Source organism: Nonomuraea sp. NPDC050643, assembly GCF_040654715.1.
In the GTDB taxonomy this organism is placed as follows: domain Bacteria; phylum Actinomycetota; class Actinomycetes; order Streptosporangiales; family Streptosporangiaceae; genus Nonomuraea.
Genome location: NZ_JBFAIM010000009.1, coordinates 22,632 through 36,350, shown reverse-complemented (window position 1 = coordinate 36,350; position 13,719 = coordinate 22,632). Strand labels below are relative to the sequence as shown.

The window sequence follows — 13,719 nt, the reverse complement described above, 5'->3', positions numbered from 1 at the left end:
GTCGGTACGAAAGACGGACAACCTCCCTATGTGCGGAGCAACGCCATCATTACGCCCCGACTCCAAGAAATTTCCGCATCCGGGCAGACCCGGCAAGCCCGGCCAGGGCGCAAAGTTGGCGGCGACGTCACAGATGGGCCGGCCACCCTGTCTTAGCTGGGCAGAGAGTCCGATTCGGCGCCCTGGTGAGAGAGGACGGGCCATGACTGTTGCAGATCGCCGGATGGTCACGGCGACGCGGAGCCTCACGCCATGACGGGCGGCGGGAGGATGTCGGCGGGCCTGCGCGCGCTTCCCCGTCCCGTGGCGGTGGCGGTGGGCGGCGGGGGAGTGCTCGGGGCTGCGCAGGTCGGCATCGGGTACGCCCTGGAGCAGCGAGGATTCGTCCCCGACCTGGTCATCGGAACCTCGGTGGGCGCCCTCAACGGGGCGATCGCGGCCGCCCACCCCGGCGAGGCGGCACCCTGGCTGGATCGCGTGTGGACCCGGACGCGTCGCCGTGAGGTGTTCCCGCTGGGCCTCCTGTCCTCGCGGGCCAGCATCTTCGCCGATCACGGCCTGCGCAGGCTGATCGCCCGGGCCGGGCTGCCGTCGCGGATCGAACAACTCCGGATCCCGTTCACCGCCGTGGCCACGGACCTGGTCACCGGCGCCCAGGCGCTGCTCGACCACGGCGATCTCGAGTCCGCGCTGCTGGCCAGCGCGGCCATTCCGGGGGTCCTGCCCCCGGTGGACCGGGACGGCCGGACCCTCGTCGACGGCGGGGTGATCGCCCTCGTCCCGGTGCGGGCGGCCCTGCAGGAAGGGGCGGCCAGCGTGCTGGTGCTGTCGACCGGGCCGACGAGCCGGCCGCTGCGCCCGGTCGTCACGCCCCGGCGGGCCGGCGCGGTCGCCGCCAGGGCCGGGCTGCTGCTGTGGCACAACCAGATCGAGCGCGACCTGCACGAGGTGTCGCGGCACATCCCGACCGTCGTCCTGCCGACCGGCGTCGAGACCTGGCCCGCGCCGTGGGACTTCCGCCACTCCCGGCGGCTGATCAGCACCGCCTGCCTCGCGGCCGGCCGCTTTCTCGACGGGCTGCGCATCAGCGGACCCGGCCTCTACCGGGCCGAACCGCCCCCCGCGGCAGCGGCCGGCCTGGGCACGACACGCACCGCGTCCATTTTGGAGGGCGGCCGATGAGCACCATAGCGTTCCTCAACATCGCCATGCACGGGCACATCAATCCGACGCTGCCGGTGGTGGCCGAACTGGTCCGTCGTGGCCACTCCGTCACGTATCACACCTCACCCGCGTTCGCGGAGGAGATCGAGGCCACCGGCGCGGCCGTGTGCCTCTACCCCGGGGGCGACCGGCCCTTCGCCGGGCCGCCGATGGCGGTCACGATGCTGGACGGGCTCGCGCGCACCGCCGTCGGCGTCCTGCCCGCCGTCCTCGCCGACCTGCGGCGCGTCCGGCCCGACCTGATCGTCCACGGCGCCGCCTGCCCGTGGGGCGCGGTCGCCGCCCGCGAACTCGAGGTGCCGGCGGCATCGCTGTTCACCACGTTCGCGTTCAACCGGTACGCCCCCAGCCCCACCCGCGCTTCCTGGGAGCTGCTGGCCGAGGCGGTGGCCCGGCCCCGCAACGTCCAGGGCTACCTGCGCGCGCGGTGGGAGCTGCACCGCCGCTACCGCACCGGTGGGCTGCCGCTCTTCGACCTGGCCAACGCCCGCCAGCCGCTCAACCTGGTCTTCACGTCGAGCGCGTTCCAGCCCGGCGCCGACGCCTTCGACCGGACGTACCGCTTTGTCGGCCCCAGTCTCGGCGCCCGCCCACCCGACCCCTCGTTCCCGGCCGATCGCCTGCGGGACCCGGTGCTGTACGCCTCGCTGGGCACGGTGTTCGACGCCGGCCCGCGGCTGCTGCGCACCTTCGCCACCGCGCTGGCGCCGCTGGGCGGCACCGTGGTCATCTCCACCGGGCGCACGGACCCGGCCGCGCTGGATCCGCTGCCGGACAACGTGCTCGCCCGCCGCTCCGTACCGCAGCCGGAGGTGCTGGCCCGCGCCGCGCTGTTCGTCACCCACGGCGGGATGAACAGCGTCAACGAGGCCATGCACGCCGGGGTCCCGATGCTGGTGGTCCCGCAGGGCGCGGACCAGCCGCTGGTGGCCCGGCGGGTCGTCGAGCTCGGCGCGGGGTTGTCGATCCGTACCCAGGACGCCGCCGTCGGGTCTGTGAACGCCCTTGCCCGGCGCCTGCTCGGCGAGCCACGCTTCCGGGCCGCGGCGGCCACCCTGCAGATCGCCCAGCGGGCGGCGGGCGGCCATCTGCGCGCCGCCGACGAGCTCGAACACCACCTGCGCCGGGCCGGCCGCGTCGGCGGGCCGGCTCCGGCGGACGCGTCGCGGGAGCGCTGACCGATGTCCGCCGCCGTCGTCGTCCTGCTGCTGCTCGCCGGGCTGTCCGAGTCCGCCGGGCGGATCCTGCCCCTGGTGGCCCGCCGGGCCGGCGTGTCGCGGCCCAAGGCGATCGTGCTCGTGCTGACCGGCGCCGTGGTCGAGGGCTCGGTGTTCGCGCTGTGGCCGCTGACCGCCTGGACCCTCGCCGAGCTGGTGGTGTCCGCCCCGGTGTCGGGCGTCGCCACACTGACCTGGACACCCGGCCAGGTCGCCCCGCTGCTTCTCGCCGCCGTCCTCGCGTTCCCGCTGCTCGGGCCCCTGCTGCACCTGCTGCTGTTCGTGGGGGTCGGCGCCGGTCTGGCCGCCCCGCTCGCGGCGACGACGGGGCTGGGCTGGTGGGCCGCCGCGGGCTGCCTGGCCGTCGCCGGCATCGGGCTGGCCGCCGCCGTGGACGTCATTCGCCGCCTGGTCGTGAAGATCAGCACCACCGGGGTGCGGGGGGCGCTCATATGACCGAGTTCCCGCTGCTCGTCCTGGTGCTGGGTCCGGTCCTGCTCGCCGAGGCCCTGCTCGCCCGGTACGAGGTGATGGCGTACACGACCGGCTGGCGGACGCTCACCACCGAGCTTCCCCACGGCATGCCCTACGCCCGGGGCGCGGACCCCGACCGTCCTCCGGACGCCTACCTGGTCTATCTGGACGGCATCGGGAAACGCCGCTTCCGGGACACCCGTGACGGGGGCCTGCTGGTCAAGGCCCTGATCGCCGGAGCGCCTGAGCTGCGGCTGCTGGGTCAGGTGCAGCCCTACTCCCCGCTGGCCGACCCGCTCGTGGACCGGCCCGTGTGGGCGTGGCTGCGCCGCCGCATCGCGCTGCTGCTGTTCCTGCACAACGTCATGCAGATCTTCGTCGCCGCCGACCGCCGGTACCGCCCGCTGTACAACCGCGCCGTCGGCGCCCAGATCGCCGTCCAGCTACGCCTCGCCGGTTACCGGGCCGGCAGCGGCATCCCCGTGGTGCTGCTCAGCTACAGCGGCGGCGCCCAGGTCGCCACCGGCGCGGTCGACGAACTGCACACCCAACTGCGTGCCCCGCTCCTGCTGATCACCATCGGCGGGTTCCACAACGGCGCCAACGATCTCACCCACGCCCTTCACCTGCATCAGCTCACCAGCGCCGGCGACCGGATCGAGCGGGTCTCCCGCTGGATGTTCCCGCAGCGCTGGCGGCTGTTCCGGCGCAGCGGATGGAACCGGGCCGTACGCGCCGGCAAGATCACCGTGCACCGGCTCGACCCGGCCACCCACGTGGGGCCGCGCAGCTACATCAGCCCGGAGACGCGGTTGCCCGACGGCCGCAGCCACCTCGCACGGACCGCCGACACCGTGATCGCCCTCATCCGCGCCCACCGCGCCGCCGATCCGCCGCCCTGAGGAGCCGCCCGGCGCGACGGCCCTGGCAATCAGACGTCGCCGAACATCCGCTGTTTGTCGCCCTCCGGAACGTCAAGAGCATGGAGGGCGCGGTTCAGGGAGCCTTCCTCGAAGCCGAAATGGGCCTTCATGGCGGCCTTGATGTCATTGATCTGCTCGAAAAGCCGCTGCGGCGATGATTGCGGGGAGTCGAGGCTCGTCTGGAAGTCGGCGAGAAGCCGCGCGAGGACTTGGTGCTCGCGACCCAGGCGTGTGATCGTGGGCTCGAGCTCGGGCATCTGCTTCAGCAGGGCCGGGAAGAAGTCGGAGTCCTCGCTGCGGTGATGGCTCCCCAGGGCGGAGCAGAAGGTGTGGCAGAAGTCGCGGAGCTCGGGCGCGAGGGCCTGGGCGCTCCTGCCGGAGCGGATCGCCTTCCGGGCCTCCTCCAGGGCCTTCTCCAGCCGGTGATGAACATTCTGCAACTCCCGATGCCAGGCGAAGACACGGTCACGAAGCACGATGGGTTCCGCCTCCCGTGGGGCCGGCCGCGCCGGTGGGCGGTGCGGGAGTGCGGCTGCCGCGCTCGCTCAGGGGGAGCAGGTGCGGAAGCTGCTCCAGCAGGCTCTCGTGCCAGGCGATCTCGGCCCGCAGCCGTGCCGTGGTGTGGTCGAAGGTCATCGGCTCCAGCCCGCGCAGGTACGGCTCGGCCTGCTCACGCTGGTGCCGCCAGGCGGTCAGCCGGGCGGTCAGCGCGTCGCGCCGATGGCCGATCATCGCCCGCAGGTCCTCCTCGGTGAGATCCTCGGCGTAGTGCAGCGCGAGATCGACCGGGTCGGGCCGCAGCCGGACCTCGCGCAGCATCCGGTCGCGCAGCGCGATGAACTCCTCACGTCCCGCCGCGGTCAGGGCGTACACCGTCCGCGCCGGGCCCCCGGCCTTCTCGGTGCGGACCACCTCGATCGCGCCCTCGGCGACCAGCCGGTGCAGTGCCGCGTACAGCGAGCCCACCTTGATGTCGGTCCACAACTCGGTGCGGTCCAGTTGCGCCTGCCGGCGGATCTGATGGCCGTGCATCGGGCCCCGGACCAGGGCGCCGAGGACGAACACTCGTACGTCACTCACCCAACTACTCAAGCACGAGTAGTTTCGACAAGTCAAACACGAGTAGTGTGCCGGGCGAACCGGTATCGTGCGCCCATGATCGGTCCTGCGCGGCGTCCGCTGCTCTTCCTCGATGTCGACGGACCCCTCATTCCCTTTGGGGCAGCCTCGGGCCGATATCCGACTTTTCACACGATTTCCGAACTATCAGGGGTCGGCTCGAATCCCCTGCTGGCCAGGATCGATCCCGCGCACGGACCCCGTCTGTCGGCACTGCCGTGTGATCTGGTCTGGGCCACGACCTGGATGGACGATGCCAACGAGTGCGTCGCGCCGCGCCTCGGCCTGCCACGGCTGCCCGTGGTGATCTGGCCGGAGCCGTCCGACACCGACCTTCAGGACGAACGGGACGGGCTGCACTGGAAGACCCGCGCCCTCGTCGACCGGGCGGCGGGGCGCGCGTTCGCCTGGGTCGACGACGAGATCACCGACGTCGACCGGGCCTGGGTGTCCGCACATCACCGAGGACGGGCCCTGCTCCATCGTGTCGACCCCCGCTGCGGCCTGGTCGACGCCGACTACGCCGTACTGGAGGAGTGGTCGCGATAGTTGGTTGCAATTCGTGATGCTTTGCACACGCCCTGAGGGAAACAGCCGTAAGCTCCCAGAGCATCACTCGTGTCATGATCCTTGACCGATGTGACGAGCGGAGCAGCGATCAGAAAGGCAGTTCATCCCGTGACGCAAGGCCCATGGTCCCAGCAGCCCCCCGTAACCACGGCACCGCTTACCGCCGAACCACTGCTGACCAGGGATTACGACGCCGACCCCGCACTCGTGCACGAAAGGCTGCGCAAGACGTACGGCCCCGTCGCACCGGTCGACCTCCTCGGGGTGCCGGTCTGGTTCGTGGTGGGTTACGAGGAAGTGCTCCGCGTCCTGCAGAACAACGAGGGGGTGTGGAGCAAGCGCCTGGACAAGTGGAAGGCCAACGTGGAAGGCCGGATCCCGGCCGACTGGCCCCTGCTCCCCGTCTTCCAGGTCAACAACTCGACGTTCCAGGAAGGCGCCGCGCTGAACCAGTTGCGGGGCGCCTGGACCAGCGCGCTCACCCCCTTCCAGGACCAAGGCCGGCCCCAGGCGCAGCGGCTGGAGCAGGCCGTCGTGAGCTACGCCGACGACCTCATCGGCCTGCTGTCGGAGGGCAGCGCCACGGGATGGGCGGACCTGGCCGCGCAGTACGCGCGACCGCTCCCGCTGATGGTCGCCAACCGCATGCTCGGCTTCCCGGCCACCCGGGGCGAGGACGTGGTGATGGACATCTGGCGCATCCTCGACGCCGGCCCCGACGCGGCCGCGGCGTTCGAGCGGGTGTACGCCGCCATGACCGAGCTGGGCGCCGCCAAGCGGGAACGCCCTGGTGACGACCTGCCGTCCTACATGATCAGCGCCATGCCGGACATCACCCTGGACGAGCTGGCCCGCGAGCTCCTCATGCTGCCCGGCCTGCTCGACTTCACCGCCAGCCTCGTCTGCAACGTCGTCGTCGAGGTCGCCTCCAACCCGGACGTGCGCGAGAGCCTGTCGGTCGGGGCCATCGACGAGACGGTGAACAGGGTCGCCCTGCTCAACCCGCCGATGGCCAACCTGACCTTCCGGTACGCGCTGACGGACGTGCGGATGGGCAACTTCACCATCTCCGCCGGGGATCCCGTGATGCTCTCGGTCGCCGCGGCCCACGGCGACCCGCGCTTCGCGGGGGCGATCGACTGGCAGGCCATCCGCAGCACCCGCGCCCACCTCGCCTGGGGAGCGGGGCCGCACAGTTGCCTCGGCCAGTTGCTGGCGACCCGGATCGCCACCATCGCCGTGCACCGGCTCTTCAAGCAGTTCTCCAAGGTGCGACTCGCGCTCCCGGCCGACCAGTTGCCCTGGCGGCCCTCTCCCTTCATGCGGGCGTTGCGGGCGCTGCCCGTCCAGTACGAGCTCGCCAGGCCTCCGGTGCCCTCGAACGGCACCCCCGCCGGCGAGGAGCCCGCCACGCAGGCGTCCCCGGCCCCGGCGGCCGAAGCGGCCGGGAAGCCGGCCCGTTCGCCGCTCTGGAACTTCCTGCGCGGGCTGCGCCGCCCGCGTTGAGAGGCGGCCATCCGGCCGAGGTTCCCACCGGGCGCCGGGGGAGGCACGGCGATTCCAGGTCGCGGCGCGGCTCGGCCGCGACCTGGGGGTCAGTGGACCCCGCCGAGGAAGGTCTCGCTCTCGGGGTCTCCTTCGAGGTAGTACCTGAGCCAGGCCGCCTGGTATTCCTCGCGGGAGATGATGTCGTCGCCGTCGGTGTCGATGTCCGCGGCGGTCCGGCGGGCCTCCTCCTCCGCGAGGCCGACGCTCTCCAGGAACGCCTGGAGCTCCGCCCGGTCGACCGTGCCGTCGTCGTCGGCGTCGATCACCGCGAACTCCGCGCCGATCGCGTCGGTGAGGCTCTCGGTGAACGGCGCTCCGCTGCTCGTGCCGTTGCTCATCGCGTTGATGAACTCCTCGCGGGTCACCTTGCCGTCGGAGTCCGTGTCGGCGTGCCGGCTGAGGACCTCCCAGAAGCGCCGGTAGGCGGCGTGGATCGCCTGGCTCTTGGCGGAGCCTGCGGGGACCTTCCCGGCCTGCACGACGCCGGTGGCCAGCGCCGCCAGGTCGTCCGGCCCGATCACCTCGTTGCCGTTGGCGTCGAACAGGTCGAAGGTACGGCCGTACCGGAAGGCCGCGGTGTCACTCATGCTGTCCCTCTTTCACGTCACCAGGACATTTACCGAAGGTGACTTTACCGTCACCGAGCGTCTCCGAAGGCCACGCCGCCTACCACCGGGGACGTCACGGCCGGCGTGATTGAATCGGCACTCGTCCGACGATGAGGAGAGTTGCCATGGCGGTGGACCGTGAGCGGAGCGTGGTGTTCGGCGAAGCAGTCGAGCAGTACGAGTCGGCCAGGCCCGGCTATCCCGAACAGCTCGTCACCGAGGTGCTGGAGTACGCGCCCGCCGGGCCGGCGCTGGAGGTGGGGGCGGGGTCGGGCAAGGCCACGACCGGGTTCGCCGCCCGCGGCGTCGACCTGACGTGCGTCGAGCCCGATGCCAGGATGGCGGTGGCACTGGCGGCGAAATGTCCGGGCGTGCGGGTGGTGAGCGGGATTTTTGAGGATTACGTCCCTGACCGGCGGTTCGCCCTGCTGTACTCGGCGCAGGCCTGGCATTGGGTGGACCCGGAGCGCCGCTGGGACCTGGCCCACGCGGCGCTGGCCCCTTCGGGCGCGCTGGCGCTCTTCTGGAACCGCTACCTCGTCACCGACCCCGGCCTGCGGGCCTCCCTCGCCGCCGTGGCCCACCGCCACGGCGTGTCCAGCGTCGGCCTGCACCAGGACGAGGTGGACCGGACCGAGGAGTCCCATCACCTGCTGGCCGGCGACCCGCGCTTCACCGACCTGGACGAGCGCGCCTACACCTGGACGGAGTGGTACGACGCCGGCCGCTACCTGGACCTGGCCGGCACCATCTCCGCCTACCGGATCCTCGACCCGGGCCTGCGGGAGCTGGTGCTGCGCGAACTGGGCGCGCTGCTGGGCGACGGCGTGGACATGACCTTCACCGCCGCCCTCTCCCTGGCCGAAGAGCCGACTGACCCGGCTGGCCCGGCAGACCCGACTGGCCCGGCTGGCCCGGCTGGCTTGGTGCCCGGTCAGCCGGCGCCCTCGAGAAAGCTCTTGATCCCGTTCGCCAGCGCGCCGGCGATGCGCTTGCGGAAAGTGGCGTCGGACATCTTGGCCGCGTCGCCCGCGTTGCGCATGTTGCCGCACTCGATGAACACCGCCGGGCGCTTCGACAGGTTGAGCCCGCCCAGGTCGGTGCGGGACCGCAGGCCGTCCTTGCCCCGGTAGTTCGCGTACGGCAGGCCGGTGCCGGCCCAGTACGCGTCGCGGATCGCCAGCCCGAGCCGGCGGGACGGCTTGACGACCTCGTCGTTGTGCCCGGGGATCAGCCCGGGGACGACCACGTGGAACCCGTGCCCGCTCGGCTCCCCGCTGTCGCCGTGGATGGACACCACCGCGTCCGCCCTGGCGTCGTTCCCGATGGCGGCCCGCTCGGTGACGCACGGGCCCACGCCCTTGTCGTCGGGCCGGGTGAGCACGACCTCGGCGCCCATCTCCTCCAGGAGCGGCTTGAGGTGCTGGGCGACGCTCCAGGCGAAGGCGTTCTCCTGGTATCCGGCGGCGGTCTCGAAGCCGACGGCGTTGCAGGCCTTGCGCTGGGTGATGATGTCGACCTGCCGGTCGATCTCGGAGCGGTTTGCGGCGTTCCCGCCGTTGTGCCCGGGATCGATCACCACCACCTTGCCCGCCAGCGCTTTCGGGGGCGGGGACGGTGGCGCGGGCAGCGTCGCCGCACGCGGGTCCGGCGCGGCGGCGCCGCACCCACCGGACAACGCGGCCAACATGATGATCACCACGAACCCGGATCGATCAACGCGCATGGTCCGACCGTATCGGGCGAGCACCCGTCAAATCCTGAAATCTCGCTCGCTGCGGCGCTCGCCACCGCGGCTCAGATCTGGATCGCGCCGCCGTCGACGAAGATCTCCGCGCCGGTCATGTAGCTGCTCTCGTCGGAGGCCAGGAACAGCACGACGGCCGCGACCTCCTCCGGACGCCCGGATCGCCGCATCGGCACCGCCTGCCCGCGCTGCTTGTGGAAGTCGGCCGCGAGGTCCGGCGTCGGGGCGAGGGTGGCCAGTCCGGGGGTGTCGATCGGGCCCGGGCTCACCGTGTTGACGCGGATGCCGCGGCCCACGAGTTCGCCCGCCCACGTACGCCCGAACGAGCGCACCGCCGCCTTCGTCGCGTTGTAGACGCTCGACCCCACCGCGCCGCGGCTGCCGTTGATCGAGGAGGTCACCACGATCGCGGCGCCGTCCTTGAGCAGGGGCAGGGCCTTCTGGACCGTCAGGGCGGTGCCCCTGATGTTGATGGCCAGCATCTCGTCGATATGGTCCACCGTCAGCGACTCCAGCGGGCAGGACTTGGCGATTCCCGCGTTGGCGAACAGCACGTCGATCTCCAGGCCGCGGTCCGCGATCGTCCTGTAGAGGTGATCGACGTCGTCGGGCTTGCTGACGTCGCCCTGTACGCCCGTGGCCTGGCCGCCCATCTGCTCGACCGCGGCGTCCAGCTCCGCCCGGCGGCGGCCGGTGACGAACACCTGCGCCCCCTCGGCCGCGAACGCCTTGGCGCTGGCCAGCCCGATGCCGGTCGTCCCGCCCGTCACCACGACCGTCTTGCCGGTGAACCTGCCCACAGCACAACCCCCTTGTCGACGTCAGACCAGGCGGACCTGATCACCTGGAGAGAACCCACCCGCGCCCGGGCGGTCTCACTCGGCCCACCGGTCACGAGCGGTTCTTTCGCGATCGCAGGAACTCCAGCAGGTCGGCGTTGAACCGCTCCTTGGAGCCAGGGACGAGGGCGATGCCGTGGGAGCCGCCTTCGTACACCTTGTAGGTGCAGTTCGGGATGATCTTTGAGGATTTGTCGCCAGAAGCAGCGATGGGCACGATCTGGTCGTCATCTCCGTGAATGACCAGAGTGGGGATGTCGAACTTCTTCAGATCCTCGGTGAAGTCGGTGGCGGAGAACGCGTCCACGCAGGCCACGCCCGCCTGGATGTTCTCGGCCATGCCCATGAGCCAGAAGGCGTCCTTGTTGCCCTGCGTCACCGTGTTGCCCGGGCGGTTGGCGCCGAAGAAGGCGTCCGCGCTGTCGCGCCAGAACTGCGAGCGCTCGGCGAGGATCCCGGCCTTGATGCCGTCGAACACCTCCTGGGGCGTCCCTTCGGGGTTGGCGTCGGTCTTGAGCATCAGCGGCGGGACCGCCGCCAGCAGCACGGCCTTGTTCAGGCGGGAGGTGCCGTGCCGGCCGATGTAACGGGCCAGTTCGCCGCCGCCCATGGAGTGGGCCACCAGCGTGACGTCGTTCAGGTCGAGCGTGGTGATGAGGTCGTTCAGGTCGTCGGCGAAGGTGTCGAAGTCGTAGCCGTCCCAGGGCTGGCTGGAGCGGCCGTGCCCGCGCCGGTCGTGCGCGATCGCCCGGAAACCGTTGTCGGCCACCGTCTTCATCTGGTCGTGCCAGGCGTCGGCGTTGAGCGGCCAGCCGTGGATGAAGACGACCGGCGGGCCGCTGCCCCAGTCGTAGAAGAAGATCTGGTTGTCGTCGCGTGTGGATACGTACGGCATCGGTGCGCCCCCGAGGGGTTGATGGTGCTGTCGGTGGACTGCCGGGTGCATGCACCCATGCGTCGGACACATCACCCACAACGGGGCACTACCGCAGTTCGCTCTTCTACAAGGCCAAGGCCCGGCCAACAGGTCTTTACCGCCACCCGCTCCATGCGGGCGCGCGGCGAGCGGCGGTCAGTGGACGCGGCGGTCGCCGCCTTCGCGCGGTGCGGTTACGCGGGGTGGGGGTCCGCGACATCGCCCGGAGCGCGGGCGTGACCGCGATGCTCATCAACCGCTATTTCGGATCGAAGGAGCAACTGTTCGCGGAGGCCGTGGACGTGGCCTTCGCCCCGCGCACGGTGATCGCCGGCACGGGCGCGGAACTTCCCGGTGAGACCGCGCGCGCTCTGGTGGCGCGTACGTCGCCGGAGGCGGAGGAGCTCGGCCCGTTCCTGCTCATGCTGAGGTCGGCGGCCAATCCCAGAGCCGCCCAGATCATGCGCGAGGCGATCGGCCGGCATGCCGGGCGCCACCTCAAGGAGGAGCTGTCCGGAGACGGAGCCGGGATCCGCGCGGAACTGATGCTCGCCGTCCAGGCGGGGGTGTGGCTGATGCGCAGCGTCCTGCGTACGCCGGCGTTGGCCGAAGGGGAGCCGGAGGAGCTTGCCCGGCGCATTCGATCGCTCTTCCACGTGCTGCTGTGAGTGCGGCGTTCGAGAATCCGCGTCATGGGCTCGACCTTTGACGCCGCGTCGGCCCTCCGTGCCGACGTGTTCCGGAGGCGCCGCCGCCTGGGCCCGGCGGCGCTCATCTAGGCGACGAGGCGGCGGACGGCCTCGACGACCGCGGCGCGGTGCCGCTCCACGTCCTGGCCGCCGGCGGCCATGGGGCTGGTCGGCATCCAGGCGCTCGCCAGCGCCAGGGTGAAGACCAGCAGGTCCTCGGCGGTGAAGGCGGCCGGGACCTGCCCGCCGGTCTGGGCCCGCGCGATCGCGTGCGTCTTCTGGCGCATCGAGGTGCGCAGCCCGTCGGGCTCGTGCCCCGTGCTCGGCCGTTCGAGGCGGTGCCACGTGGCGAGGCGGAGCTGGTGGGGGTTGGCGAGCAGGAAGTCGAACAGCCGCCCGGCGTAGCCCGGCAGGTCCCCGGGGGTGAAGGGGACCTCGTCGAGGACGCGGGTGACGTGCGTGTCCATGACCGCGTCGAAGAGCTGCTCCTTGTTGCCGAAGTAGGTGTAGATGAGGGCCTTGTTGGCCTTCGCCCGGACGCCGATGCGGTCGACGCGGGCCCCGGCGATGCCGTGGGCGGCGAACTCCTCCGTGGCGGCCTGCAGCAGGCGAGCCCTCGTCGCCTCGGCGTCACGGGTCCTGGCGGGATCGGCCTGCTGCGACATGCGCCCAGGATAAACCAACTAACCGTTTATTTGACAACCGGCCCGTGGCGGGCGCAGCATATAAATGAACGTTTAGTTAGCAGGAGGCGTGTTCCCATGACCAAGACCTGGCTCATCACCGGCGGCTCCCGTGGCTTCGGCCTGGCGCTCGCCCATGCCGTGCTCGACCGCGGCGGGCGAGCCCTCGTGACCGCCCGCCGCCCCGAACAGCTCGACGACCTCGTGCGGCGCTACGGCGACCGTGTCCGCACCACGGCCCTCGACGTCACCGACGTCAAGGCCGCCCACGCCGCCGTCCAGACGGCGCTCGACACCTTCGGCGGTCTCGACGTCGTGGTCAACAACGCCGGCTACGCCACCAGCGCCCCCATCGAGGAGATGCCGGACGAGGAGTTCCGCGCCCAGATGGAGACGAACCTGTACGGCGTCGTCAACGTCACCCGGGCCGCCCTGCCCGTCCTGCGCCGGCAGCGCTCCGGCCACTTCATCCAGTTCTCCTCCATCGGCGGGCGCGTCGGCGGATCGCCGGGCCTGGCGGCCTACCAGACCGCGAAGTTCGCCGTCGAAGGCTTCTCCGAGGTGCTCAACGCCGAGGTGAAGCCCTTGGGCATCAAGGTCACCATCGTCGAGCCCGGCGGCTTCCGTACCGACTGGGGCGGCTCGTCGATGACCGCTCTGCCGGTGGGCGCGGACTACGAGCGGACGGTCGGCGAGATGAACCGCTACCGCGAGTCGACCGTCGCCACCTGGCGCGGCGACCCGGTCCGCGCCGCCGAGATCATCACCGACATCGCCGACCTGGACGAGCCGCCCCTGCGCCTGCTGCTCGGCGCCGGGGCGGTCACGATGGCGCAGGAGTCCTCCGAAGCCCGCGCGGCCGAGGCCGAGCGGTGGGCGCAGGTCAGTCGCTCCGCCGACTTCCCGCCCGGGGAGTAGCGCCGTCAGGAGGTGTCTCGTGCGCCGATCCCGGTTCGAGCCCGGAGATCCGCTGAGGACGCTGGAGGTCAGGCCGTTGGCGAGAGCCAGCAGGCCGGCGACCTCGGTACGCGGGTCACGATCGGGGGCGATGTCGCCGGCCTGCTGCGCGGCGGTCAGCCCGCACGGCCGGTGGCGTCTCCTCGGGAGGCGGCGGGGACGTCCGTGTCCTTGGAGCCGAGCCCGTGAACCCCGCCAGGTCCGC

The 13,719-nt window shown here is 71.5% G+C and carries 15 protein-coding genes and 1 pseudogene; 9 read left to right on the top strand and 7 right to left on the bottom strand.

Annotation, left to right across the window (positions count from 1 at the left end; translation table 11 throughout):
- The first annotated feature begins 252 nt into the window (after positions 1-252).
- From AB0I15_RS13810 to AB0I15_RS13795, 4 genes are read left to right on the top strand one after another with little or no spacing between them, the layout of a single operon-like run.
- Positions 253-1,182 (top strand): patatin-like phospholipase family protein, encoded by a 930-nt coding sequence (locus AB0I15_RS13810; RefSeq protein ID WP_358094482.1) that lies wholly within the window; start codon positions 253-255, stop codon positions 1,180-1,182.
- Entirely contained in the window at positions 1,179-2,402 is a 1,224-nt protein-coding gene (locus tag AB0I15_RS13805) for a macrolide family glycosyltransferase (RefSeq protein WP_358094480.1), read from the top strand. Before AB0I15_RS13810 ends, AB0I15_RS13805 begins: the two co-directional genes overlap by 4 nt.
- 3 nt (positions 2,403-2,405) lie before the next feature.
- Complete coding sequence (locus AB0I15_RS13800) at positions 2,406-2,897, top strand: hypothetical protein (RefSeq protein ID WP_358094479.1); 492 nt, start codon at positions 2,406-2,408, stop codon at positions 2,895-2,897.
- A complete protein-coding gene (locus AB0I15_RS13795; protein ID WP_358094477.1) occupies positions 2,894-3,817 on the top strand; it encodes a hypothetical protein in 924 nt (307 codons plus the stop codon). Before AB0I15_RS13800 ends, AB0I15_RS13795 begins: the two co-directional genes overlap by 4 nt.
- Before the next feature lie 29 nt (positions 3,818-3,846).
- Here the strand turns inward: AB0I15_RS13795 and AB0I15_RS13790 are convergent, their stop codons facing one another.
- Complete coding sequence (locus AB0I15_RS13790) at positions 3,847-4,314, bottom strand: hemerythrin domain-containing protein (RefSeq protein ID WP_358094476.1); 468 nt, start codon at positions 4,312-4,314, stop codon at positions 3,847-3,849.
- Positions 4,304-4,918, bottom strand: coding sequence for a PadR family transcriptional regulator (locus AB0I15_RS13785; RefSeq protein ID WP_358094474.1), 615 nt, complete (start codon positions 4,916-4,918; stop codon positions 4,304-4,306). The genes AB0I15_RS13790 and AB0I15_RS13785 overlap by 11 nt, the downstream gene beginning before the upstream one ends.
- On the opposite strand from AB0I15_RS13785, the gene AB0I15_RS13780 reads away from it, so the two are divergent.
- Together AB0I15_RS13780 and AB0I15_RS13775 are read left to right on the top strand one after the other, a co-directional pair.
- Positions 4,859-5,506, top strand: coding sequence for an HAD domain-containing protein (locus AB0I15_RS13780; RefSeq protein WP_358094472.1), 648 nt, complete (start codon positions 4,859-4,861; stop codon positions 5,504-5,506). The two genes, AB0I15_RS13785 and AB0I15_RS13780, sit on opposite strands and share 60 nt — an antisense overlap.
- A 228-nt stretch (positions 5,507-5,734) precedes the next feature.
- A complete protein-coding gene (locus AB0I15_RS13775) occupies positions 5,735-7,033 on the top strand; it encodes a cytochrome P450 (protein ID WP_358094470.1) in 1,299 nt (432 codons plus the stop codon).
- An 89-nt stretch (positions 7,034-7,122) separates the two neighbouring features.
- Here AB0I15_RS13775 and AB0I15_RS13770 read toward each other — a convergent pair whose 3' ends face one another.
- Positions 7,123-7,662, bottom strand: a complete 540-nt coding sequence (locus tag AB0I15_RS13770; protein WP_358094468.1) for an EF-hand domain-containing protein — start codon at positions 7,660-7,662, stop codon at positions 7,123-7,125.
- 131 nt (positions 7,663-7,793) lie between these two features.
- Between AB0I15_RS13770 and AB0I15_RS13765 the strand changes: the two are divergent.
- Positions 7,794-8,189 (top strand): annotated as a pseudogene (locus tag AB0I15_RS13765) (class I SAM-dependent methyltransferase); the annotation flags it as partial.
- 428 nt (positions 8,190-8,617) lie between these two features.
- On the opposite strand, the gene AB0I15_RS13760 reads toward AB0I15_RS13765, so the two are convergent.
- The 3 genes from AB0I15_RS13760 to AB0I15_RS13750 form a co-directional block, all read right to left on the bottom strand.
- Positions 8,618-9,409: an N-acetylmuramoyl-L-alanine amidase gene (locus AB0I15_RS13760; protein ID WP_358094466.1), complete on the bottom strand. Its 792-nt coding sequence runs from the start codon at positions 9,407-9,409 to the stop codon at positions 8,618-8,620.
- A gap of 71 nt (positions 9,410-9,480) precedes the next feature.
- Positions 9,481-10,230, bottom strand: coding sequence for an SDR family oxidoreductase (locus AB0I15_RS13755; RefSeq protein WP_358094464.1), 750 nt, complete (start codon positions 10,228-10,230; stop codon positions 9,481-9,483).
- A gap of 91 nt (positions 10,231-10,321) precedes the next feature.
- A complete protein-coding gene (locus AB0I15_RS13750; RefSeq protein WP_358094462.1) occupies positions 10,322-11,164 on the bottom strand; it encodes an alpha/beta hydrolase in 843 nt (280 codons plus the stop codon).
- A gap of 209 nt (positions 11,165-11,373) precedes the next feature.
- Between AB0I15_RS13750 and AB0I15_RS13745 the strand changes: the two genes are divergently transcribed.
- Positions 11,374-11,853 carry a TetR family transcriptional regulator gene (locus AB0I15_RS13745; protein WP_358094460.1) on the top strand — a complete coding sequence of 160 codons (480 nt, stop codon included), beginning with the start codon at positions 11,374-11,376 and terminating at the stop codon, positions 11,851-11,853.
- A gap of 107 nt (positions 11,854-11,960) precedes the next feature.
- Here the strand turns inward: AB0I15_RS13745 and AB0I15_RS13740 are convergent, their stop codons facing one another.
- Complete coding sequence (locus tag AB0I15_RS13740; RefSeq protein ID WP_358094458.1) at positions 11,961-12,539, bottom strand: TetR family transcriptional regulator; 579 nt, start codon at positions 12,537-12,539, stop codon at positions 11,961-11,963.
- A gap of 96 nt (positions 12,540-12,635) precedes the next feature.
- Between AB0I15_RS13740 and AB0I15_RS13735 the strand changes: the two genes are divergently transcribed.
- On the top strand, positions 12,636-13,475 hold the full coding sequence (locus AB0I15_RS13735; RefSeq protein ID WP_358094456.1) for an oxidoreductase: 840 nt from the start codon (positions 12,636-12,638) through the stop codon (positions 13,473-13,475).
- The last annotated feature ends 244 nt before the right edge of the window (positions 13,476-13,719 follow it).

What these genes read in the sequence shown, in the direction of transcription:
- AB0I15_RS13750 (WP_358094462.1), bottom strand. Translation starts at nt 11,164, where the DNA reads ATGCCGTACGTATCCACACGCGACGACAACCAGATCTTCTTCTACGAC.
- AB0I15_RS13780 (WP_358094472.1), top strand. Translation starts at nt 4,859, where the DNA reads ATGGCCGTGCATCGGGCCCCGGACCAGGGCGCCGAGGACGAACACTCG.
- AB0I15_RS13800 (WP_358094479.1), top strand. Translation starts at nt 2,406, where the DNA reads ATGTCCGCCGCCGTCGTCGTCCTGCTGCTGCTCGCCGGGCTGTCCGAG.
- AB0I15_RS13760 (WP_358094466.1), bottom strand. Translation starts at nt 9,409, where the DNA reads ATGCGCGTTGATCGATCCGGGTTCGTGGTGATCATCATGTTGGCCGCG.
- AB0I15_RS13795 (WP_358094477.1), top strand. Translation starts at nt 2,894, where the DNA reads ATGACCGAGTTCCCGCTGCTCGTCCTGGTGCTGGGTCCGGTCCTGCTC.
- AB0I15_RS13735 (WP_358094456.1), top strand. Translation starts at nt 12,636, where the DNA reads ATGACCAAGACCTGGCTCATCACCGGCGGCTCCCGTGGCTTCGGCCTG.
- AB0I15_RS13810 (WP_358094482.1), top strand. Translation starts at nt 253, where the DNA reads ATGACGGGCGGCGGGAGGATGTCGGCGGGCCTGCGCGCGCTTCCCCGT.
- AB0I15_RS13740 (WP_358094458.1), bottom strand. Translation starts at nt 12,539, where the DNA reads ATGTCGCAGCAGGCCGATCCCGCCAGGACCCGTGACGCCGAGGCGACG.
- AB0I15_RS13805 (WP_358094480.1), top strand. Translation starts at nt 1,179, where the DNA reads ATGAGCACCATAGCGTTCCTCAACATCGCCATGCACGGGCACATCAAT.
- AB0I15_RS13770 (WP_358094468.1), bottom strand. Translation starts at nt 7,662, where the DNA reads ATGAGTGACACCGCGGCCTTCCGGTACGGCCGTACCTTCGACCTGTTC.